Origin of the sequence: Porphyromonas sp. oral taxon 279 str. F0450, from assembly GCF_000292995.1 — a bacterium.
Lineage (GTDB): Bacteria > Bacteroidota > Bacteroidia > Bacteroidales > Porphyromonadaceae > Porphyromonas > Porphyromonas pasteri.
In genome coordinates this window covers 12,149-34,719 of record NZ_ALKJ01000031.1, presented here as the reverse complement: position 1 = coordinate 34,719, position 22,571 = coordinate 12,149, and the positions used below count along the sequence as shown (strand labels likewise).

Annotated in this window: 17 protein-coding genes; 15 read left to right on the top strand and 2 right to left on the bottom strand. The window is 54.8% G+C overall.

The window, feature by feature from the left end:
* Positions 1–163 precede the first annotated feature (163 nt).
* The 15 genes from HMPREF1323_RS07055 (at position 164) to HMPREF1323_RS06985 (ending at position 17,962) form a co-directional block, all read left to right on the top strand.
* On the top strand, positions 164–1,258 hold the full coding sequence (locus HMPREF1323_RS07055; RefSeq protein ID WP_009433481.1) for a DUF4831 family protein: 1,095 nt from the start codon (positions 164–166) through the stop codon (positions 1,256–1,258).
* Positions 1,259–1,334: 76 nt separating this feature from the next.
* Positions 1,335–2,888, top strand: a complete 1,554-nt coding sequence (locus HMPREF1323_RS07050; protein ID WP_044124200.1) for a peptide MFS transporter — start codon at positions 1,335–1,337, stop codon at positions 2,886–2,888.
* 26 nt (positions 2,889–2,914) lie between these two features.
* Positions 2,915–3,250, top strand: a complete 336-nt coding sequence (locus HMPREF1323_RS07045; RefSeq protein ID WP_009433492.1) for a hypothetical protein — start codon at positions 2,915–2,917, stop codon at positions 3,248–3,250.
* Positions 3,251–3,349: 99 nt separating this feature from the next.
* Positions 3,350–4,342 carry a biotin synthase BioB gene (gene bioB / locus HMPREF1323_RS07040; protein WP_009433439.1) on the top strand — a complete coding sequence of 331 codons (993 nt, stop codon included), beginning with the start codon at positions 3,350–3,352 and terminating at the stop codon, positions 4,340–4,342.
* Between the two features lie 21 nt (positions 4,343–4,363).
* Positions 4,364–5,818: a sodium:solute symporter gene (locus HMPREF1323_RS07035; protein WP_009433441.1), complete on the top strand. Its 1,455-nt coding sequence runs from the start codon at positions 4,364–4,366 to the stop codon at positions 5,816–5,818.
* 18 nt (positions 5,819–5,836) lie between these two features.
* Complete coding sequence (locus HMPREF1323_RS07030) at positions 5,837–7,834, top strand: TonB-dependent receptor (RefSeq protein WP_044124199.1); 1,998 nt, start codon at positions 5,837–5,839, stop codon at positions 7,832–7,834.
* Between the two features lie 874 nt (positions 7,835–8,708).
* Positions 8,709–9,455, top strand: a complete 747-nt coding sequence (gene rlmB / locus HMPREF1323_RS07025; RefSeq protein WP_009433462.1) for a 23S rRNA (guanosine(2251)-2'-O)-methyltransferase RlmB — start codon at positions 8,709–8,711, stop codon at positions 9,453–9,455.
* Positions 9,456–9,484: 29 nt separating this feature from the next.
* On the top strand, positions 9,485–10,117 hold the full coding sequence (locus HMPREF1323_RS07020; protein ID WP_009433493.1) for an L-threonylcarbamoyladenylate synthase: 633 nt from the start codon (positions 9,485–9,487) through the stop codon (positions 10,115–10,117).
* Between the two features lie 17 nt (positions 10,118–10,134).
* Complete coding sequence (gene ybeY / locus HMPREF1323_RS07015; protein WP_009433451.1) at positions 10,135–10,602, top strand: rRNA maturation RNase YbeY; 468 nt, start codon at positions 10,135–10,137, stop codon at positions 10,600–10,602.
* A 118-nt stretch (positions 10,603–10,720) separates the two neighbouring features.
* Positions 10,721–11,449: a type III pantothenate kinase gene (locus tag HMPREF1323_RS07010; RefSeq protein ID WP_009433465.1), complete on the top strand. Its 729-nt coding sequence runs from the start codon at positions 10,721–10,723 to the stop codon at positions 11,447–11,449.
* Positions 11,446–12,753, top strand: a complete 1,308-nt coding sequence (locus HMPREF1323_RS07005) for a hypothetical protein (protein ID WP_009433445.1) — start codon at positions 11,446–11,448, stop codon at positions 12,751–12,753. Before HMPREF1323_RS07010 ends, HMPREF1323_RS07005 begins: the two co-directional genes overlap by 4 nt.
* Before the next feature lie 100 nt (positions 12,754–12,853).
* Positions 12,854–14,200, top strand: a complete 1,347-nt coding sequence (locus tag HMPREF1323_RS07000; protein ID WP_044124198.1) for a tetratricopeptide repeat protein — start codon at positions 12,854–12,856, stop codon at positions 14,198–14,200.
* Positions 14,201–14,217: 17 nt separating this feature from the next.
* Positions 14,218–14,928 carry an LPS export ABC transporter periplasmic protein LptC gene (gene lptC / locus HMPREF1323_RS06995; RefSeq protein WP_009433469.1) on the top strand — a complete coding sequence of 237 codons (711 nt, stop codon included), beginning with the start codon at positions 14,218–14,220 and terminating at the stop codon, positions 14,926–14,928.
* A gap of 33 nt (positions 14,929–14,961) precedes the next feature.
* Positions 14,962–16,215, top strand: a complete 1,254-nt coding sequence (locus HMPREF1323_RS06990; protein ID WP_044124197.1) for a hemolysin family protein — start codon at positions 14,962–14,964, stop codon at positions 16,213–16,215.
* Between the two features lie 1,138 nt (positions 16,216–17,353).
* Positions 17,354–17,962: an LIC11966 family surface protein gene (locus HMPREF1323_RS06985; protein WP_156795226.1), complete on the top strand. Its 609-nt coding sequence runs from the start codon at positions 17,354–17,356 to the stop codon at positions 17,960–17,962.
* Positions 17,963–18,074: 112 nt separating this feature from the next.
* Here the strand turns inward: HMPREF1323_RS06985 and HMPREF1323_RS06980 are convergent, their stop codons facing one another.
* Both HMPREF1323_RS06980 and pdxA read right to left on the bottom strand, forming a co-directional pair.
* On the bottom strand, positions 18,075–21,437 hold the full coding sequence (locus HMPREF1323_RS06980) for a UvrD-helicase domain-containing protein (RefSeq protein WP_009433457.1): 3,363 nt from the start codon (positions 21,435–21,437) through the stop codon (positions 18,075–18,077).
* 17 nt (positions 21,438–21,454) lie between these two features.
* Complete coding sequence (pdxA, locus tag HMPREF1323_RS06975) at positions 21,455–22,558, bottom strand: 4-hydroxythreonine-4-phosphate dehydrogenase PdxA (RefSeq protein WP_009433471.1); 1,104 nt, start codon at positions 22,556–22,558, stop codon at positions 21,455–21,457.
* Positions 22,559–22,571 lie beyond the last annotated feature (13 nt).

Below are 22,571 nucleotides of genomic sequence, written 5' to 3'. Positions count from 1 at the left end.
GTAGGGAACTGCCGCTCCATGTGCGACGGCTTTCGAGGGAGTCACTCCCCTCGAAAGCCGTCCTACATAAGGCTCCTCGCGAGGGCTAACCGTTTGAATGTCCCCGCTTTTTTATTAGTTTTGCTCTGAATTGTCAGTTCACTCATTCATATACAGACATTACATGTATCGATTAGAGCGCTGGATCGCATTGCTCGGACTCTTACTCTTCGCTGCACCCGAACTTGGGGCTCAGACGAAGGTGCGTCGCTATGACGCTACCAAGGAGACGGACTATGGGGTCGTCTATCGCCTGCCCCGCACCGAGATCGAAGCGGTGGTGACGGTACGTGAGCGTACCTATACACCTGGATCTCTGTCGGCCTATGCTGATAGGTACCTCAATAAGAAAGCATCAGATAAGCCCCGCCATACCTTTGAGCTGGTCTCGGCTCGCCTCTATACCGTAGGGCGTCCCGACTCGACCCAGCAGTATCTGGTCTCCTTTGACCGCAAGACGCTGGCTCCCTTCGTCAAGCTCACAGATGCGGGTGTCCTCTTCTCCATCAATGGTGGAGGCGAGCTTCCTGCCAGCCTGAGTGAAGAGCGTCACTCTCGTGTCGTCTCTGAGAAGCAGATCGATACAGCTCAGCCCGCCCTCTCTCGTGAGTATTCGCAGGCTGGCTCCAAGGCTAAGCAAGCCGAGATCGCATCGAGCTATCTCTACGACCTGCGTGAGAATCTGATGAACATCGTCACGGGCTCCGTAGATAATATGCCTAAGGACGGAGAGTCTATGCGTCTGGCTCTCGAGCAGCTGCGCCGTGAGGAGCAGCGCACACAGCGTCTCTTCCTCGGGGATACGACCGAGCGCGTCAGTGAGTACATCCTTCGCTACATCCCCACGGGGCGTGAGGAGGGTGAGCTGACTTTGGCTCGTTTCTCCCCAGTGGCAGGTATGACGGAGGCGGATGATCTGAGTGGTGCACCGCTGCACCTCGTGATCTCTGTCCAGGAGCAAGCTCCAGAGCTCAACGAAAAGGACCAGCGCAAGAAGGATAAGATGCTCGAGCATAGCATCGTCTATGTGCAGCCTGGTCAGGCACGCATCACGCTCCTCTATGAGGGCCGCAAGCTCGCCGATGAGCAGGTCGGCCTCGCTCAGCTCGGTACCCTACAGGCTTTAGCTCCTAAGATGCTCCAGCTGACACCCAATGCAGCCACGGCTATCTACTTCGATACACGTACGGGAGCTATCCTTGATGTGCGTCAGGAGTAGCGGAGCTCTGCTGTACGAACCTCCAAGCAATACAGAAAATCGCAACTAACAATACTCATCCTAACACCCCAAACTTATGTTCAAAAATCATCCTAAGGGATTGATCGCAGCCTCTCTCGCGAACATGGGAGAGCGCTTCGGCTTCTACATCATGATGGCGATCCTGACGCTCTTCATCTCGGCCAAGTTCGGTCTGAGTGAGCAGACGACAGGGTACGTTTACTCGGCCTTCTACGCCTCGATCTACCTGCTGGCTCTCGTCGGTGGCGTCATCGCTGACCGCTCGAAGAAGTACAAGGCTACGATCGTCGCTGGTCTGGTCATCATGGCTCTCGGCTACGTGCTGATCGCTATCCCCACGCCTACACCAGTACCTAACCTCGCCCTCTACCTCACGCTGACTTGCGTTGGTCTGGGTGTCATCGCGTTCGGTAATGGTCTCTTCAAGGGGAACCTGCAGGTGCTCATCGGTCAGATGTACGATGATCCCCGCTATCAGAGCGCTCGTGATGCTGGCTTCCAGATCTTCTACATGTTCATCAACATCGGGGGGATCTTCGCACCCTTCATGGCTGTAGGTATCCGTAACTGGTGGCTGGGTCACAATGGCTTCGACTATAGCGCAGAGCTTCCTGCTCTCTGCCATCAGTACCTGCGTGAAGGTGCTAATATGCCTGCACAGGCTATGGAGAACCTTCAGAGCCTTGCCACCAAGGTATCGCTGGGTAATGAAGTCACCGACCTTCAGGCTTTCGTCGGTCAGTACCTTGATGTCTTCAACCGTGGCTTCCACTACGCCTTCATCGCAGCTGTCGTGATGATCTGCGTATCGATGGTGATCTTCCTCATTAACCAGAAGAAGTTCCCCGATCCAAGCAAGAAGGAAGTTGCAAGTAAGGATGGTGCTCCCTCACAGAACGAAGTGCAGATGAGTGCCGCTGAAATCAAGCAGCGTATCTATGCGCTCTTCGCAGTATTCGGTGTCGTCATCTTCTTCTGGATGTCCTTCCACCAGAATGGTTACTCGCTCACATACTTCGCTCGTGACTACGTTGACCTGAGTGTCATCAAGATCGACCTCGGCTTCACGGTGATTAAGGGTGCAGAGATCTTCCAGTCGGTGAATCCGCTGATCGTCGTCTGCCTCACGCCTCTCGTGATGTACGTCTTCGGCCGTCTGCGTGAGCAGGGTAAGGAACCCTCTGCTCCCCGCAAGATCGCTATCGGGATGGGTATCGCTGCTCTGGCTTATGTCTTCCTGATGGTTTGCTCACTCGGTCTGCCCGATCAGAGCACGCTTGGTGGCTTGACGGAGGCTGCAAAGCACGAAATGCTCCTCACGCCTTGGGTCATGGTCGGGATGTACTTCATCCTCACGCTCGCTGAGCTCTTCATCTCGCCCCTTGGTCTCTCCTTCGTATCGAAGGTCGCTCCTCCCCACCTCCAGGGTGTCATGCAGGGAGCTTGGCTCGCAGCTACGGCTCTCGGGAACTCACTCCTCTTCATCGGTGGTATCCTCTATACGAGCGTGCCTCTCTGGGCTTGCTGGCTGGTCTTCGTAGGTGCTTGCGCTGCCTCGATGATCACGATGCTTGCTATGGTCAAGTGGCTTGAGCGCGTAGCTAAGTAATTCACACAAGACGCTGATCCACTCCGATGTACTCCGCACAACCCCGCTCGCTGAGCGCAGCTCGTCTCTACTTCCGTCGCTGGACACGTAGTAGCGCAGCTGTCTTCCACAGCCTCGGGCATTGTGTCACCATCGGGCATCTCTCGTCAAGCGTCCTGGAGCGTCTCTCAGCAAAGACGACGACGCTCGCTACCACACCTGCTGTATGTGGCACGCTTGCTCCCACCGAAGGGAGCTGTGAGGAGGCCGAAGTCCTCGAGGAAGCTATGCTCTCAGAGCTGCTCCTCGCACTCACGCCTACTCCTAAGCCCACCGCATCGGCACATCCTGCAGACTACCTCAGTGTAGCTCTCTGCAGCTGACACAGCGCTGTCTCGCTACTACCCACTCCTCGATAGGAGGCGGGTGTGTAGCGAGACAGCGCTTTTTATATATCGATAAGATCACACGATAAGACTACTATGATACAAGATATCAAAGCACGTATCCTCGCTGGCGGTGAGATCACCGAAGAGGAAGCACTTGCTTTGCTTACCACTCCTCACAAGGAGGAGCTATACCAAGCAGCACACGAGATCACTGAGCACTTCATGGGGAAGGCATTCGATACCTGCTCCATCATCAACGCGAAGAGCGGTAACTGCCCCGAGGACTGTAAGTGGTGCGCACAGAGCGCCCACTATTCGACCTCAGCAGAGCGCTACTCCGTCGTCAGCCCCAGCGCTTGCGTAGCGCAGGCCAGCTACAACCGCAAGCAGGGTATTGGGCGCTTCTCGCTCGTGGCGAGTGGGCGTCGCCAGACCGATCGCGAGATTGATATGATGAGCATCAGCTACCGCGCCATCAAGCGGGCACATCCTGAGCTCAAGTGCTGTGCCTCGCTGGGCCTACTCACCGAGCCACAGCTGAAGAAGCTCTTCGATAGCGGTGTGACGACCTACCACTGCAATGTGGAGACTTCTCCCAGCTACTTCCGTGAGCTGTGTACGACACACACGCAGGAGGACAAAGAAGCGACTCTCGAGGCCGCTCGCCGTGTGGGTATGCGTATCTGCTGTGGCGGTATCATCGGCATGGGTGAGACACTGGAGCAGCGTGTCGAGCTTGCCTTCTACGTCAAGCGCTTGAAGAGCTACAGTATCCCAATGAATATCCTTCAGCCCATCGCTGGTACTCCGCTCGGTAACTCCACTCCGCTCACTGAGGATGAGATCCTCTCGGCTATCGCAGTCTTCCGCATGGTCAATCCTCGGGCATTCCTTCGCTTCTCTGGTGGACGCGCACAGCTCTCTCCCGAGACGCAATACAAGGCTATCTACGTCGGTATCAATGCCGCTATCACGGGTGACCTGCTCACGACCATTGGCCGTCAAGCTGAGGACGATATGAAGATGATCGAGGCTTGCGGTAAGGTCAATACGCCCGAGGACTGGGAAGTTCACTACAACTATTAGTCGCCACTATCATCTATCATCATGGTACAGGGTGTACTGATTACCTTCGTCCTCTATCTCTTCTTCCTCTTCCTGATTACCTTCTGGACGCGTAGACGAGGCACCAATGCGGATTTCTTCCTTGCGGGGCGTGCTACCCCTTGGTGGATCGTCTCGATCGGGATGCTCGGCGACTCGATCTCGGGTGTGACCTTCGTTTCGGTGCCTGGGATGGTGCAGCAGATGGATATGAGCTATATGCAGCTGGTCTTGGGCTTCTTCTTTGGCTACATCGTCATCGCCTACGTCCTCCTGCCACTCTACTATCGTCTGCAGCTCGTCTCGATCTATACCTATCTGGAGCAGCGCTTCGGGCGGCATAGCTATCGTACGGGTGCACTCTTCTTCATCATCTCGAAGCTCTTCGGGGCAGCAGCGAAGCTCTTCCTCATCACGCTTATCCTGCAGCAGCTCGTCTTTGCTCCGATAGGGGTGCCGTATGTCGTCACGGTCCTCGGGGTCGTCGGCATCATCTGGCTCTACACGCAGCGCGGGGGGATGGGTACGATCATCTGGACGGACGTCTTGCAGACGGTCTGCCTTGTGCTCACGCTGGGACTCATCGTCTATGTCGTTTCGGGGCAACTGGGGCTTAACCTCTCAGGTATCGTGCGCTTGGTCGGGGAAGATCCCCACAGCCGAGTCTTCTTCTTCGATGACTGGACGAGCCCGCAGTACTTCTGGAAGCAGTTCGTCAGCGGTATCTTCATCGTCATTGTGATGACGGGCTTGGATCAGAATATGATGCAGAAGAACCTCACGTGCCGTACACTCCGTGAGGCCCGTACGAATATGCTTACCTACGGCTTTGGCTTCCTTCCGCTGAACTATCTCTTCCTCGTCTTGGGGATTCTCCTACTGCACTTCGGCGCAGCGCATGGCTTGACCCTGCCTGAGCGAGGGGATGATATCCTGCCTTTCCTCGCCGCTGGACACTTAGGCCCTTGGGTCCTGATCTTCTTCACGCTGGGTATCACAGCAGCCTCGTTCTCCAATGCTGACTCGGCTCTGACCAGTCTCACGACCTCGGTCTGTACCGACCTTCTCGGTATGAAGCTCGAGGATGATGCGGTAGGGGAGCACCGTCGCTGGTGGATTCATTTAGCGATGTGTGTGGCCTTCGCTCTCATGGTACTCCTCATCAGTCAGATCCAGCAGAGCTCCCTGCTGAAGACGATCTTCACAGCAGTCTCCTATACCTATGGGCCACTCTTAGGACTCTTCGCTTTCGGGCTCTTCACACGCTGGGCGGTACGTGATCGCTTCACGCCCTATCTCTGTATCCTCTCTCCCTTTGTGAGCTACGGCGTCGCAGTGGCAGCGGAGAGCCTATGGGGCTATAAGGTCGGCTACGAGATCCTCCTATTCAATGGCTTATTTACCTTCCTCGGCTTGTGTCTCCTTCGTGACGGCAAGCGAGGTGAGGTCCACGTCTAATCAATCTTTTGTCTACAGATGAAGCAAACAAACATGCAGACCTCTGTTGCGCTACGCTTCCGGCGTATGACGCGCAAGAGCTACGGTGCCTTCAACACGATGCATCGTATCATCAACATCGGCACGCTTACCAGCCTGGCGCTGGCTTGTGCCTACACCTCCACCGTCAGTGCGCAGAATGTAGCTGCCTCTGAGCCTGAGTTCAGCCTCGGTGAGCCCGACAAGGAGCTTACGGGGGTCACGGTCACGGCCTCTAAGACGGCTACCCCGCTGAATGAAGCTACGCGCCTCGTCACCGTCATCTCGGCACGTGAGATCGCCCAGACCCCTGCGCGAAGTATCCAAGAGCTGCTGAACTATGTAGCGGGTATCGACGTCGCACAGCGCGGTGCCCAAGGGGTACAGGCCGATGTCTCCATTCGTGGCGGCTCACACGAGCAGATCGTCATCCTCCTCAATGGGGTCAATGTCAGCAGCAGTAAGTCGGGGCACCTAAGCTTCGATTTCCCTATCAACCTCTCGGATATCGAGCGTATCGAGGTGCTTCGTGGCCCCTCAGCTCTTATCTATGGGACAGGTGCTTTCTCGGGGGCTATCAACATCATCACCAAGCACAGCGCAGAGACCTCCCTCTATGCCAAGGCTACTGCGGGTATGCACCGCCTCGTGGGTGCAGAGCTCCGTGGAGCGATGACGTGGGGCAAGACGGAGAATAGCCTCTCGCTGAGCCGCTGCTCCAGCGCTGGCTACCGCACGAATACCGACTACGAGATCTATAATGCCCTCTGGCAAACACGCCTAAATCTCCCTGCGGAGAACAAGATGGATCTCCAGCTCGGCTACAATGAGAAAAAGTTCGGTGCCAACTCCTTCTATTCGGCTAAGTATCCCAATCAGTACGAGCATACCCAGCGTATGATCGCCTCGCTGCGTGGTGACCTTGGTGGTGAGCGCCTGCGTCTTCTCCCCACTATCTATTGGGATCGTGAGTACGACTGCTTCGAGCTGGTGCGTGGGACGACCTTCGGGCAGAACCACCATATCGTGAATAACTATGGTGCTGGGCTCATCGCTAACTACAGCTCCCTCCTCGGGACGACGACACTCGGTGGTGAGCTTCGCTATGAGGAGGTCATCGGGAATAAGCTCGGTACACCACGCGCTAAGCCCGAGAGCTACTACACGAAGTTCGGTAGTCGAACGAATGTCAGCCTCAGTCTGGAGCATACAGTCAAGCTGGATAAGTGGCTGATCTCTGCTGGGACACTTATGAGCCACAATACGCTCCTTTCAGGGAAGTATACCTTCCTCCCTTCGGTGAGTGTGAACTATCATCCCCTTGATCGCTGGAGCTTCGTCGCTACTTGGAGTCGCTCGATGCGTCTGCCGACCTTGAATGATCTCTGGTACACCGACCCTGTCCACAAGCATGGAGACAATCTCCAGCCTGAGTATGCCCACTCCTTCGAGGCTATTGCGAAGTACCAGACCTCGCACGTAGAGGCGCACCTCTCTTACTTCTTGATGAAGGGGAGCAACCTCATTGACTGGGTGAAGTTCGACCCCACGGAGACTGTCTTCACCTCGCACAATATCGCTGAGCTTACGAACCAAGGTCTCGAAGCTGGGCTGGCTCTTCGCCTCGGCGAGTACCTGCCCTTCCTTGGTGATGCGGGACGTCTCAGCCTTGACTACCTCTACATGACGCAGCAGCATCGTGCTCCTGGTGTCGCGATGTCTAAGTATGCGCTGAACTATCTCCGTCATAAGTTCACGGCACAGCTCGCACACAATGTCGGCTCTCGCATAGAAACCCTTTGGGCGCTGCGCTATCAGGATCGTGTCAATCAAGCCAGTCCCTTTGCGACGCTTGACCTCAAGCTCGACTATCGCCTGACGAATCACCTCCGTGCTGGCCTCGAGCTGAATAACATCACCGACACGCAGTACGCTGATATCGCTGGCGTACCGCAGCCTGGCTTCTGGCTCTCGGGGAGCCTCAGCTACAGCCTATAGGTACGCTCCCTCCCTTTCTACGTTGATACGCCAAGCCCCCACCGAAGTGCATGAGATGCCTGAGGTCGGGGGCTTGCTTTATATGCTTGTTTCATAGATGGATATGTGTGTAGTTATAGAGTGGGGTGCTATGAACCTATATAGATCACTAAAGCGACCAATATAGACCGAGACTGTGACCTATATAGCTCTCCCCACTGACCTATATGAGACTGTTGTCGCGAGTCCTGCCCTCTTTTTATTCTGCTGAGGCATCGCGCGCCCAGCTCCACGACACACCTCTCCGAAGAGATACACAAGCCCTTCGCCTTATCACGCGTATTCCTCTTATCCAGCGGAGGGAAAAGTGTCCTTCTCGTGAAGAAAAAAGCGCTTTCACGTAGTGGGATTTCTCTATCTATGCGCGTAGTCTTAAAGACCAGGCACGTAAATACAAATATCCACGTACGTAGATATTAGATCCACGTACGTAGCCCAAACTTTTCTGCCACTCGTCCGCAACTTTTATCCCTACGCGGAGCAACAACCTATATATAGGTCACATCACAAAGCTATATAGCTTTCTTCGCCATCCTATATAGGTTCATAGCATCCACCTCAATGGAATGCTCTTGCTCGGATAATAGGGGAGGGGCTTATTCTTTACGCTTTGATTGGGGATCCATGCTGCACGCTTGTGTAGTGCTGATCACGCCCCGTAGAGGTGCGAATAAAGGGAAGCGTAAGTGGCTGTGTGAGACTACGGGCAGGAGCTGTTATCTTTTTGTATCTTTGCTCTATGTGCGCACGTCTGAAACCGCCTCGATTGATCTGGGGTGCGTGTGGCACGAACCAAAGAGAATAGACTGATATATATAATAAGGTATAAGGACTGATGGGAAAGAATAACCTGATCTTCGGGATCCACCCACTTATCGAAGCCCTGGAGGCAGGTCGTGAGATTGATAAGATCTTACTCAAGCGCGGACTGCGTAGCAGCGAAGTGAGCCATATCATGGATGTGGCTAAGGAGCGTACGATCCCTGTGCAGATCGTCCCCGAGGAGCGCTTGACGCGTCTGACGCGCAAGCAGCACCAGGGGGTCATCGCCTTCATCAGCGAGATTGAGTACACGCAGCTGGATCAGCTCATCCCGATGCTCTACGAAGAAGGACGCTCTCCCTTCGTTGTCCTCTTGGACGGGCTTACCGATGTGCGTAACTTCGGTGCTATCGCCCGTACGGCAGAGTGCGCTGGTGTGGATGCGATCATCATCCCCGAGCGAGGAAGCGTGTCGGTGACTGCCGATGCCGTCAAGACCTCCGCTGGGGCGCTCCACCGTATCCCCGTCTGTCGTGTCAGCTCGATACAGGCTGCTGTCACCCTCCTACAGGAGAACGGTATTCAGATCGTCGCAGCCTCAGAGAAGGCCGCAGATATCTATACCGAGAGTGAGCTGTCGCTTCCCCTCGGTCTGGTCCTTGGGGCTGAAGATCACGGGGTGTCACAGGATGTCCTGCGCCGTGCGGATAAGATCGTCCGTATCCCCCAGGTCGGTGCTATCGGTTCGCTCAATGTCTCGGTCGCTGGCGGTATCCTCATCTATGAGGTCGTGCGTCAGGCTGGCCTCGGTGCTGAGTGATAGCCCTTTCATAATAGCTACTCTACACTATGCTCACTAAGATCTACGCTGACTCCCCCGACTATCGCTTGCTCACCGAGCTGGTCGATGAGCTCCGTCGTGGTGCGATCTTCATCTATCCCACGGCTTCGGGCTACGCCTACTGCTGTGACGCGCTGCATCAGCGTGCCATCGAGGAGATCTGTCGCCTAAAGAAGATCGACCCGAAGAAGAAGGCGCTCTCTATCGCCTGTGCTTCGCTGAGCCAGGTGTCAGAGTACTGTAAGATGAATGACCGCGCCTTCAAGTTCATCAAGGATCACGAGGTCAACTATACCTTCATCCTCCCAGCATCGGGTGCCCTGCCACGTATCTTCAAGCAGCGTCGTGAGGTGGGGGTCCGCCTTGCCCAGCATCCTATCGGCCGTCTTCTTGCCGAGCATTTAGGCAATCCACTGATCACCTCTTCGCTCCCCATAGAGGATGAGGACGAGCCCGAGTATTGCACCAATCCCGAGCTCATCGACGAGCGCTACGGGAATGCCGTCTACACCATCCTCGATGCTGGCGATATCCCGCTGGCTCCCTCGACGATCGTCGACTGCACAGAGGAGCCCTTCGAGGTGCTCCGCTATGGCCATGGGCGCCTGGCCGATGAGGAGCCTTTACTCAAGAAAGATTAGACTACAGCATATCACTTATGTCGAAAGAATCTGAGCTTATAGCTTACTATACAGACGAAGACGTCGAGGAGCCTCGCCTCCGAGAGCGTGTCCTTCGCAACTGGATCCGTGAGGTCGCTGCTGGCTATGACCGTCGTGTCGGCGAGCTCTGCTACCAGTTCTGTGGTGATGAGCGCATCCTGCAGACCAATCAAGACTTTCTCGATCATGACTACTATACCGATATCATCACCTTCGACGAGAGTGAGGGGGATGTGATCTCGGGGGACATGCTCATCAGCCTCGATACGGTGCGTAGCAATGCCGAGCTCCTTGGCAACGAGTATGCCGAAGAGCTGCACCGTGTGATCATCCATGGGGTCCTCCATCTCTGCGGGCTCAAGGATAAGAGCCCCGAGGACGAGGAGCGCATGCGTGAGGCAGAGGATAAGGCCTTGATCCGACTGCATGAATTGGTCGGTGAAGGGACGCCACTCTTTGACTAAAGTGATGGCTTCATCGTGCTTTGGTGCGGTGATAGGAAGCCGCTCCTCTTACCGTAGTTGCGGTATATTCCAGATAAAAGCCGTTTCTTTGTGGTATCATTGACTATCTGACCACTAAGTGAATTTAATCATCGATCAGGGAAACTCGGTCTGCAAAGTGGCCGTGGCGGATGGAGGTGAGCTTATCGCCCACTACTCCTTCCCTCAAGTTTCCCTACGAGAAGCTGGGGTCATCTTATCCGATCACCCAGCCCTGCAGGCGGCGATCTATAGCTCTGTCGCAGCTGTCGACAAGATGCTACTCAGCCTGCTCGCTGAGCGTATCCCCACCGTGCTGCAGGTCGACGAGCATATAGCCGTACCTGTAAGCGTGGCTTACGACCGCAAGCGCCTCGGTAGCGACCGTATGGCGGCTGTCGTCGGGGCACATGCTCTGGCACCCGAGGGTGTCAGCCTCTTGGTCATAGACCTGGGGACGGCGATCACCTATGAGCAGATCTCTCCTAAGGGAGAATATACCGGGGGGAATATCTCCCCAGGGCTCTATACCCGACTCAAGGCGCTGAATCACTTCACCTCGCGCTTACCGTTGATCCACGAGATCACGCCTCCCATACGAGACTTCGGGCAGACAACCTCCGAGGCCATCACCGCGGGCGTGCTCCGTGGGCTCATCTATGAGATCAAGGGATATATAGATGAAGCTAAGGCGTCAGACCCTAATGTCAAGGTCTACGTCACAGGGGGCGATGCTCCTCTCATCGAGCAGTACCTCCCCGAAGGGGTATGCGTGGAGCCCGACCTCGTCCTCTATGGACTGAATAAGATACTGGAGTACAACAGATGATAAAGCAGAAGAAGATCCTCAGCTACCTCCTCTCCGCAGGACTACTTACAGCTGCGACAGCAGGCGCCCTTAGCGCCCAGAGCAACTCAGACCGCTCGCCCTATAGTCGCTTCGGCTATGGGACACTCGGTATGCGCCAGACGGCTACGACACGAGCTCTCGGGGGTATCGGTGCGGGTCTGCGTGACGGTCTCGCCGTCAACCCCGCTAACCCTGCCTCCTATACCGCTGTCGACTCCATGACCTTCATCTTGGATCTGGCAGTGTCGCTGCGTGGATCTCACCTCGCTGAAGGGGGGAATCGTGATAGCCGTGTCTTGGGTAACCTTGATTACGCTACGATCCTCTTCCCCGTGAGCCGTCATATCGCGGTCAGTGCAGGGATCACTCCCTTCTCGACCGTGGGCTATCGCTTCGGTAGCCTTGAGAAGCTCCAGGGAGATAGCCAGAATAACTATCAACGTACCTATCTGGGCCAGGGTAGCTTCAGCGACCTTTACCTCGGTGTAGCATGGCGTATCGGAGGCTTCTCCCTCGGGGTGAATGGCTCCTATGTCTTCGGCTATACGACGCAGGAGCGTCAGGTATATATCGGGTCGGATGGTGCATCCAATCCCTTCTACCGCACGCAGCTCCAGCTCAAGGGCTTCAAGGCTGATATCGGTGCGCAGTACCAGCTGGATCTGGATCAGAAGAAGGGACGTAGCCTCGTCGTGGGTGCTACGTTCGCCCCTGAGGTCAAGCTCCGCTCGACGCTCATCGATCAGCACTTCCTCAGTGCCGAGAATTCCAGCCAGCTTGTGCCCGAGTCCTCTGATACGATCACCTCACGTAGCCTCCACCATGTGCCTATGAGCTACTCGGTCGGTGCTACCTATCGCCATAGCGAGAGCCTCCTCGTCGGAGCAGGCTTCACCTATATGCAGTGGGCTAAGGCTACGGGCCTTGCCCAGGATGGTGCTGCACCTCGTGACCACTATCGTGTAGGCCTTGGTGCCGAGTGGATCCCCGATCCTCGTGGTCGTGGACTCTTCTCTCGCTCCCGCTATCGCTTTGGTCTGAGTGGGGCTAACTCCTATATGCTCGTCCCCACCTCCTCGGGTGAGCAGAAGGGCTACAATGAACTCACCGCATCGGTCGGTATCGGTATGCCGCTCATCGACCGTCGTTCGCTCGTCAATATTACCGTAGACTATAAGTACCTCACTCCTCAGGCCACCGGTATGGTGCGTGAGCACTCACTTGGCCTCACTGTGGGGATTCTCTTTAACGAGAACTGGTTCCGCAAGGCACGTATTAATTAACTAAGTTATATACCCTTGCTATGGACTATCCGCCGCTCTATATGGTGGAGGTCTACGGCCGACTATGCGCTAATCATTTACACACTAAAGACAAGAGACAATGAAACTGAACAGAATGATCCTGGTAGCAGCTCTCGGATTTCTCTCGACGGCTGCTTATGCCCAGACGGGTAGAGCTACAGGTACTCCTTTTGGCTCAGGTGAAGACAGCATCCGCTGCCGCCAAAGTATCAGCCTGCTGACCAGCTTTGGTAAGACGGCGAACTATGCCGACGCCTATGAGCATTGGCAGAAGGCATACGATAACTGCCCCGCAGCATCTAAGAATATATACATCATCGGTGCTAAGATCCTTCACTGGAAGCTTGGTCAGGCTAAGACTGCTGATGAGAAGAAGAAGATCCTCAACCAGCTGATGAAGCTCTATGACGACCGTATCACTTACTTCGGTGACGATGCTAAGGTAGGTACGCCTCAGATCCTGGCTGATAAGATCGAGGACTACAAGACGATCGCAGGTGCTGATGCAGACTTCACGCAGGTCTATCAGTGGGCTAAGCCTGTCGTAGAGCGCTACAAGGCTGAGTCGCCTATCCAGCTCCTCTACTACTATGTCTTCAGCTCGCGCCTCATCGCTTCTAAGGATCAGTCGAAGATCGATCAGTACATCAACGAGTATACGCAGGCTGCTGAGTACGCAGATGCTATCCTCGCTGCTGCTGAGACGGACGAAGCTAAGAAGGTCATCGAGACGTACAAGAATCAGATGGATACGGAGTTCGCTCAGAGCGGTCTGGCCAGCTGTGATAAGCTTGAGAAGACCTATACGGTAGAGAAGATCGATCAGCATAAGACGGATAAGACCTTCCTGCAGAATGTCCTTGCGCTCTTCCAGCGTGCAGGCTGCGATGGCAGTGCTTCTGTACGTGCCGGTCGCTACCTCTTTGATATCGAGCCTTCGGTCACAGCGGCTATGGGTATCGCTGGTGAAGCTATCCGCGACAAGCGCTACGCTGAGGCTACGGAGTTCCTCAACAAGGCTATTGACCTGGCTAAGAACTCTTCTGACCGTCTCAAGTGCTACGAAGCACTCTTCCAGATCGCTCAGGTACAGCGCAACAGCAGTGCAGCTATCTCTTACGGGAACAAGATCCTCGCTGAGAATCCCCGTAATGGTCGCGTACTGCTCTATCTCGCTGAGCTCTCCGCTGGTAATGCTTCTCGCTACTATCCCGATGACAAGATCAAGCAGCGCTGCTACTACTATCTCGTCATCAATAAGCTCCGTCACGCTGCCAGCGTAGACCCCTCGGTCTCTGCTCAGGCTAACCGTGCTATCGCCAACTACTCTCGCTACCTCCCCTCTGCACAGGAGATCTTCATGCATCCTGATATCAAGAAGGGCTCTACGGTTAGCTTCGGTGGCGAAAGTGTCGTCATCCCCTAATTTACATAGCTCGCTCTATGTCTGATCTCCCTTCGCACTTAGGTGCAAGAGAGAGGGAAGAAGCCCTCCGCCGTCTGGATACTCCATCCAGACAGCGGGGGACTTCTCGTTCGTATCCCTTCGCCATGCTCTTTGTCTTCTGCACGCTCTTCCTTTCGCTAGGGGCATGCAGCAAGAAGAAGGTCGAGGTGAAGAATCTGGCGGTCAATCCCGATTCGCTCTATACAGCTCGTATGGTAGCGCTCAATACGCTCATCTCGGACTCTGGACTCATCCGCTATCGTATGACCGCTCCCGAGCTTCTGATCTATGAGCGTAATGACCGCAATGAATGGGTCTTCCCACGTGGTCTTGTCCTACGCCCCTATGACCTCAAGAGCGGTAGTCAGGTCTTCATCAAGGCAGACTCCGCTATCCGCCGACCGCTCAAGGAAGAGTGGGAGCTCATCGGTCACGTCCATGTCCAGGGACCTGATGGGCAGCGCCTCAAGACGAAGCGTCTCTTTTGGCTTCGTGCTGAGAAGCGCCTCTATTCGGATGATACGACTTACTTCCTCACCCAAGGCAAGGAGCTTCGTGGCTCCCACTTCAATGCTAAGGACGATCTCAGCTGGTATGAGATCTACGACAACAAGGGCGCCTTTGACTACGACGAGAATAAGGCGACCTCACCTACTGCACCTGCAGCCCCACGGGCCGATACGCTGAAGCAAGCTCCCCATCTCTAAGCTCTTCGACGCAGTGTGCTCTCACCATCGACGATGATTTACCTCTATATATTCCTCGGCCTAATTGCTTCGGCCTTCTTCTCTGGTATGGAGATCGCCTTCCTTTCTTCGGATAAGCTCCGTCTTGAGCTTGACCGAAGCCGTGGTGGTGTGTCGGCTCGGATCTTAGGTGTCTTCTACTCGCGTCCTGACCACTTCATCACGACGATGCTCCTGGGGAACAATGTTGCCCTCGTCATCTATGGTCTCTTGACCGCTGTGCTGATGGAGCCTTGGCTCAAGAGCCTCTTGGGCGAGAATGATGGGCTCATTCTCTTGGCGCAGTCGGTCCTCAGTACGCTGCTGATCCTTTTCGTCGGGGAGTTCCTCCCGAAGGTGACCTTCCGTGCTAACCCCAACCGCACGATGCGCTTCTTCGCAGGGATCCTCTTTCTCGTCTATCTCCTGCTCTATCCCTTTGCTTGGATCATCGGGCTGATCACGCGTGCGATTCTTTTCCTTGCTGGGCAGCGTACCTCGAGTGTGGCTATTCGCCCCCAGCTCTCTTCACTGGACCTCGAGTACTACCTCACGCATAGCTCGGACGATGGTCAGGCCTCGGGTATTGAGACGGAGGTGAAGATCATCCAAAATGCCATCTCCTTCTCGGGCCTTCAGGTGCGTGATTGCCTTCTGCCTCGTAATGAGATCGTCGGGGCAAGCATTGACTCGACGCGTGCGCATCTTGAGGAACTCTTCATCCGCACGGGACTCTCAAAGCTCATCGTCTATAAGGAGAATATCGACGAAGTCGTCGGCTACATCCATTCGAGTGAAATGTTCCGCGGTGACGACTGGCAGAAGCGCATCGTCTCAGCCCTCTTCGTCCCCGAGAGCATGCAAGCCAGCACGCTGATGCGCCTCTTGATGCAGAAAAAGAAGAGTATCGCAGTCGTCATCGACGAGCTTGGCGGTACGGCAGGTATGGTGACGCTTGAGGATATCGTCGAGGAGCTCTTCGGAGATATCGAGGATGAGCATGACCGTCAGAAGCGTGTGGCCAAGCGCCTTGATGACCGTACCTTCGTCTTCAGCGGACGTATGGAGATCGATGATATCAACGAGAAGTTTGGCCTGACACTCCCCGAGGATGAGGACTTCATGACTATCGCTGGCTACATCTTGTGCCACCATCCCAGCATCCCTTCGCAGGGGCAGATCCTTGAGATCGGAGACCTGCGCTTTGAGATTCTTCGCTCCACATCGACGAAGATCGTCTTGGTCAAGATGACCCTCCCCGAGGCATAGTGCCTCCCTCCCTTCGCAAGGGTAAGCCATCACCCTACCGCTCACATGATCCTGTGGCGGTAGGGTGATGGCTTTTATTATTGACTGCTTGAGGGGGGCGATCAATGCATTCTTATTGAGGATACCATTGCGCAAGGCCATCTCTTCACAGCTTGCACTTTCCTCCTTCGAACTTCTCAACCTAAAGACTCCGCTTTTCGAGGGAAGGAGGTACGAGTAATGAAGAGGTGGCCTTGCGCAATGGTCCCATAATAGGTATATGAGTACGTGGGTAGAGCTATATAAGATGGCGAAGAAAGCTATATAGCTTTGGATCGATTCCTATACAGCCTTGTGAGGTGACCTGTATTAGGTCGTTGCTCCGCGTAGGGATAAAAGTTGTGGACGAGTAGTAGATAAGTTTAGGCTACGTATGTAGCTCTAATATCTACGTACGTGGATATTTAGATTTGCGTGCCTGGTCTTTAAGACTACGTGCATAGATGCGGAAAAAGCACTACGTGAAGACGCTTTTTCTTCGCAAAAACAACACTTTTCCCTCCGCAGGATAAGAGGAATACTTGCGATAAGGCGAAGGGCTTGCGTACCACTTCGGAGAGGTATCTCGGGGAGCTGGCGTGCGATACCTTAGTACAATTAATAGCGGGCAGGACTCTCGGCAACAGTCTCATGAGGCCGTATTGCAAGGGGTGGTTGAAGTTATATAGCTCTTCTTATATTCCTATATAGCTTTGCGCGCGTTCCTATATAGGATTGAGGTGATTTCTATATAGCTTCGTGATCATTCCTATATAGCTTTGCGCGCGTTCCTATATAGGATTGCACTGATTCCTATATAGCTTTATGATCATTCCTATATAGGTCTACTTGCATTCTTATATGAGTCATCATGTGGATCCGTATCAATAAGGCGGCTGTCTATCGGTTGACTTTGTCTGATCCTCGGAGCTCTATGCTCACGGTCTATAGCGAGGAGTAGGGCCTTTCAGCAGAAGGGTCATGCCTCCTTCTAAGCTGGGATAGGACTGTCTTTGCCTGTAACGTGCCCGATATTATACCGTCTGCAGGGTTGCGGTATTGATGGAAATCACTATTTTTGCCCTGTAATCGATTTATTTATAATCAAACTACAATCAAAATGATGGACCTTTTTAAGAAGCTTCAGGGGCTTTTCGGGGGAGATAACTCTGCCGAAGCTATCGAGAAGCAGATGCAGAAGATGCAGGAGCAGATGCAAGCTGCTTTCGGAGGCGAAGAGCAAAAGCGCGGCTGGCAGCCCGATGAAGGCTGCTACTATGCCAAGGGTGAGTACGACAATGCCGTCGAGTACAACAACGAGCTCATCTGCCTCTCCAACTATGGTCTCGACCAGATGGCGAAGATGAATGATGCGATGGATGCCAAGGATTACAACCGCGCTGAGTGGGTTCGCCTGGAGTGGATCGAAGATCTCAAGGGCTTGAGAGAGCAGGCTGCTGCGCTCGGTGCCTATGATGGTGATGACCGTATGCTCAAGGCGCTCTATAAAGTCTTCGATGGCTGGGAAGCTCTGATGAAGGATGGCTACAAGACCCTCATCAAGATGCGTCTTGATGGTCTCCGTGGTACGCCCGAAGAACAGGCACAGCTCAAGAAGAATAATACCATTTTGGTGCGTCTCATCGACAACCTCAATGATGCGAGCGAGGAGTTCCTCGATGCTCACGGTGTCGGTGACTACGACTATGATGACGACGACGAGGATTAATCGTCGCTGAGCCACACGCTCACTTTCCCGCTTTACTATATAAGAGCAGCCTACTGCACCCCTCACTGAGGACTGTGCAGTAGGCTGCTCTTCTTGTATCAAGGTAGCTTGGCTACCCCTTCACTTGTAGAATCTTGGGCGCTGGCTCATGGAGGTAGCAGAGATAGCCCGAGACTTCGGTGTAGCCCATCTGACGAAGAAGCTCCATGTACTCACGGACCTGGCGGTGGTGACCCTTACGCTCCTCCCCAGACTTATAGTCTACGACCTCGATATGGTCATCGGGGTAGAAGATCACTCGGTCAGGACGGCGGCTGGTCTCCAGCTCTCCACCGATGATCGCACGCTCGTTGAAGATCTTCCCTGTGCCATCGAACCATCGTGCTGCTTCGGGGTGGTCTACGACAGCACGGAGCTGGGAGGAGAGCTCCTCAGCATGCTCGGCCTTGATATATCCATGATGTACGGCCTCGCTGATGGCGGGAGCTACATCGCTTGCGGTCTCGATCTCGGAGAGAATGAGGTGCAGTGTACGCCCATAGGCACGCTGGCTATCCTCAGAGAAGTACTCGAGTCCCTCACGAAGGATGGCTAAGCGCTTGTCAATAGGGTAAGAGCTTAGTGCACCTACCTGTAGAGCCGTAGCGCTATCCTCTTCGGAGTCGGAGTGCTTCTTCTTTGGTGCAGAAGTACTGTCACCTATGGGATCCTCCTTCGTCGTCTGATGAGCGGGGAGGATCTCATGGAGAGCCTTGTCTTCTTCTACGGAGGCCAGGAAGAGGTCTTCTATCTTGGAGATCTTCTCCTTGCTCTGCTCTGCTTCCTCCCGGATCCATATATGTAGCTCCTGCTTAGGGCGCGTAGTGGCGACATAGAGGAGGTTGAGCGAGTCCATCATGTTCTTCAGCTTCTCCTCAAAGTAGGGCTCAGCGAAGTAGCTCATCTGCAGGGTAGAGGTGTACTTAAGAGGGACGCTCGTCACATTCGTTGCGGTAAGCTCTTCGGTCTCGCTGATATGGGGGATGGGGCACCATAGGATGTTCTCCTTGTTGCCGCTCAGGGCCTGATCCAGCTCCCAGCTGATGTCGGGGAGTAGGACGACGGGGAAACCGAGTCCCTTGGACTTATGTATGGTCATCAGGGTGATAGCATCCTCGGCTGAGTTGTTGACGATACTCTGCAGATGGCCTTTGTCTTGCCAGTACTGGAGGAAGGTCGAGATATCTGCAGCCTCCTCTTGCTCCCAGCTATAGAGTATGTCGAGGAGCTTGACGAGGTAGGCGCCTTCGCTCTTGGGGAAGAGCTTGCCATAGCGTGAGTTGATGATCTCGACGACTTCGTAGAGCCCTTGGCGCCCGAAGTCACGCAGCTCTTGTAGCTCGGCATCGGATAGGTCTTCTTCCGCTTGCCCCGAGAGGGCGAGGACTTGGTGATAGGCCTCTTGGAGGACTGCTAGGCGTAGTGGGATGCTGGTATCTGCCAGATGGCTGAGCGCTGCGATGATGAAGCGTACCGAGTATGCTCGATCGACGTGTAGAGCTTCCTCCGAGAGGAAGGGTAGGGAATAGCCCTCCAGCACTTCCTCGGGAGCGCTGAGGAGTGTCTCCGCTACGTTGGCTGCATGCGCCTTTGTGCGAACGAGGATAGCGATGTCGGAGCAGCGATAGCCTCGCTTGAGTAGGTCGACGAGGACAAGCGGGAGTTGATCTAAGGCGCCGCTGGGTACTTCCTCTTCGGTGTCTGAAGTCTCTTCGCTGTCCTCTCCCTCTGTGGTGCTATCATCCTTCTTTTTGGGGGGAGCATAGCGATGGAGTACGACTTGACCGAGGCCTCGCTGTTGCTTTGGCTTAGGAGTATTCTGCTCCACGTCTTCATAGGCCTTGAGGAGGATGTCCAGCTCTGCATCCAGTCGGCTCTTGACTTCCTCTTGTCCTTCGGGGAAGCCGTAGCCCCTGACCTCGCCCCAGAGTGAGTCGAAGATACTTCGGATGAGTGAGCAGAGCTGTGGGTAGAGGGCGTTGTTGAAGTCTACGATCTCGGGGACACTACGCCAGTTGTCCTCAAGGTTTTTACGCTCAGCGGAAGACGTGAAGTCCTCGGTGAGCTGTGTGGTCAGTAGGGTGCTGTCGGAGTTGCGGAAGCGGTAGATACTCTGCTTGGCATCACCGACGATGAGGCAGTCTTGGCCTTGGCTCTGGGCATTATCAAGGAGAGGCTTGAAGTTCTCATACTGCATGCGACTCGTGTCCTGGAACTCGTCGATCATGTGATGCTCGATGCGCACCCCGATCTTCTCGTAGAGGAAGGGTGCATCATTATTGTCCTTCAGTAGCGCTTGGATGAGCGAAGGTGCATCAGAGATGAGCATGAGCTTACCCTCTCGCTTGAGCTCTTGGAGGGCGTTGTCGATGTCGATCAGTATGCCATAGAGCCCCGCATATCGGTTGATCTGCTGGGCGGTGACGTAGAGCGGGAGCTGCTGGAAGTTGTAGTCGCTGAATTCCTTGAGGGCATCATAGATGCTACTGAGGTGAGGCTCTATCTGCTCACGGATAGCCTGCTTGTTCTTTCCTACAAGCTTAGCCAGCATCGTTTCTCTGTCCGTAGCATCAAGGAACGCACGTAGGCGTGACCTTTCAGCAAAGGCACTTGACTTCTCGAGGAGAGCACCTTGGTTTCTTAGACAAGCGAAGATAGCACCGAATACACCTGTAGTACTATTGCTTAAATCTTCTATTGCAACCCCAGATTTCTCCAGTGCGTTGAGTGCTCTCTCTGCGAGGCCACTTAGTGCTTGTTTCCTGTCTTTGATGATCTTACGAGCTGCTTCACGTAGCTTCTTGACCTGCGCTTGGGAGGGGAATTCCTTGCCTGCACGGAGCTGCTTGACGGCTTCGTTCTCAAGCTGCTTGGCGAACTTGCTGAGCTGGTCTTCGATATTGTAGCCCTTCCCATCTTCTATCGCCTCGGTGGTTAGCTCACTAAGCCAAGCCTCAATCTCCTTGTCGCTCTTCTCTTGATCCTGTCGGGCTAAGACTTCGAGGACGGCCTGATGAAGGAGTTGGTCCGAGTCAAGCTGCACGCGGAGAGCCCCAGCATGGCCCAGCTCATAGGCGAAGGAGCGGACGACCTCTTGGAAGAACGAGTCAATGGTACGCACACGGAAGCTCGTGTACTCCAGCAGCAGGGCATGCAGCGTCGCATTAGCTCGCTCCTGTAGCTTCGCCTCCGAGATACCCAGCTCCCTGCATAGATCATCTGTGAATAGGGACTCCTCTGGGGTGCGTGCGAGGGTAGAGAGCTCAGCGACGATACGTCCCTTCATCTCAGCGGTGGCCTTCTTAGTGAAGGTCACCGCTTGGATAGTCGTGAAGTATCTGGGGTCGCCATTGCTCAGCATCAGACGCAGGAACTCACGTGTGAGCGCGTGCGTTTTCCCCGATCCCGCCGAGGCGGTATATATCTTGAGGGACATGAGCTTGGGGCGAAGCGTTAGTATTCGTCTGGGGTACTGGTCGTGTCGAGCTTCTCGTCGTCTCGCCCACGATTGTGGTAGTGACGGCGGAGAGGATTGCGCGTAGCCTCGTCGTAGCTGCGACGGTGACGGTAGATGTCGAGTGCGCTGTAGATAGCCTCTCGCATTGAGGTGGGGTCAGCGATACCCTTACCAGCGATGTCGTAGCCCGTGCCATGGTCTGGGGACGTGCGTACGAAGCTGAGTCCCAGCGTGACGTTGATCCCTTCGTTCATATACAGTGCCTTGAAGGGAGCTAAGCCCTGATCGTGATACATGGCCAGGATGCCGTCGAAGGAGTCTACACGACCACTGCCCCAGAAGCCGTCCCCAGGGAAGGGACCAAAGGTGATGATGCCCGAGGTGAAAGCCTCCTCGATAGCGGGGCGGATAATAGTATCCTCCTCGTTCCCCATGAGCCCCTTATCGCCTGCGTGGGGATTAAGGCCAAGTACGGCGAGGCGTGGCTTCGTGATGCCGAAGTCTCGCTGTAGGCCAGCCTCGAGGAGGCGGAGCTTGCGGAGGATCAGTTCGCTCGAGAGTCGTGAGGCAATAGCACTCACTGGGATGTGTGTCGTAGCTAAGGCCACACGGCAGTCGCCCGAGGCGAGCACCATCAGTGATTCGCCAGGTGTGCGTGCTGCGATCGCCTCGAGGTAATCTGTATGCCCATTGAATGGGAAGAGGTCGCGTGGCATCACGGCCTTATTGATGGGGGCTGTGACGAGGACGTCGCAGAGTCCCATGCGGATATCAGCCGTAGCACGCTCAAGAGCTTCGAAGGCAGCGCGCCCAGCCGCGTCGGTGGGCTGACCGATCTCTACCTGCTCACGTCCCGTGGTACAGTCGAGGATATTCAGCACGCCGTCCTTGGCTTCGCTTGCCTGGCGGATGACCTGCCAAGAGACATGCTCAAGGCCTAGGTGCGCCTTCCAGAAGTTTGCTACGTGCGAAGAGCCGTAGAGAATAGGGGTGAAGAGCTCAAGGATGCGCTCATCCTCAAAGATCTTTAGTACGACTTCATAGCTGATACCATTGATATCGCCGTGGGTGATAGCTACCCGTATCTTGCGTGTACTCATTGTCAGACTATGG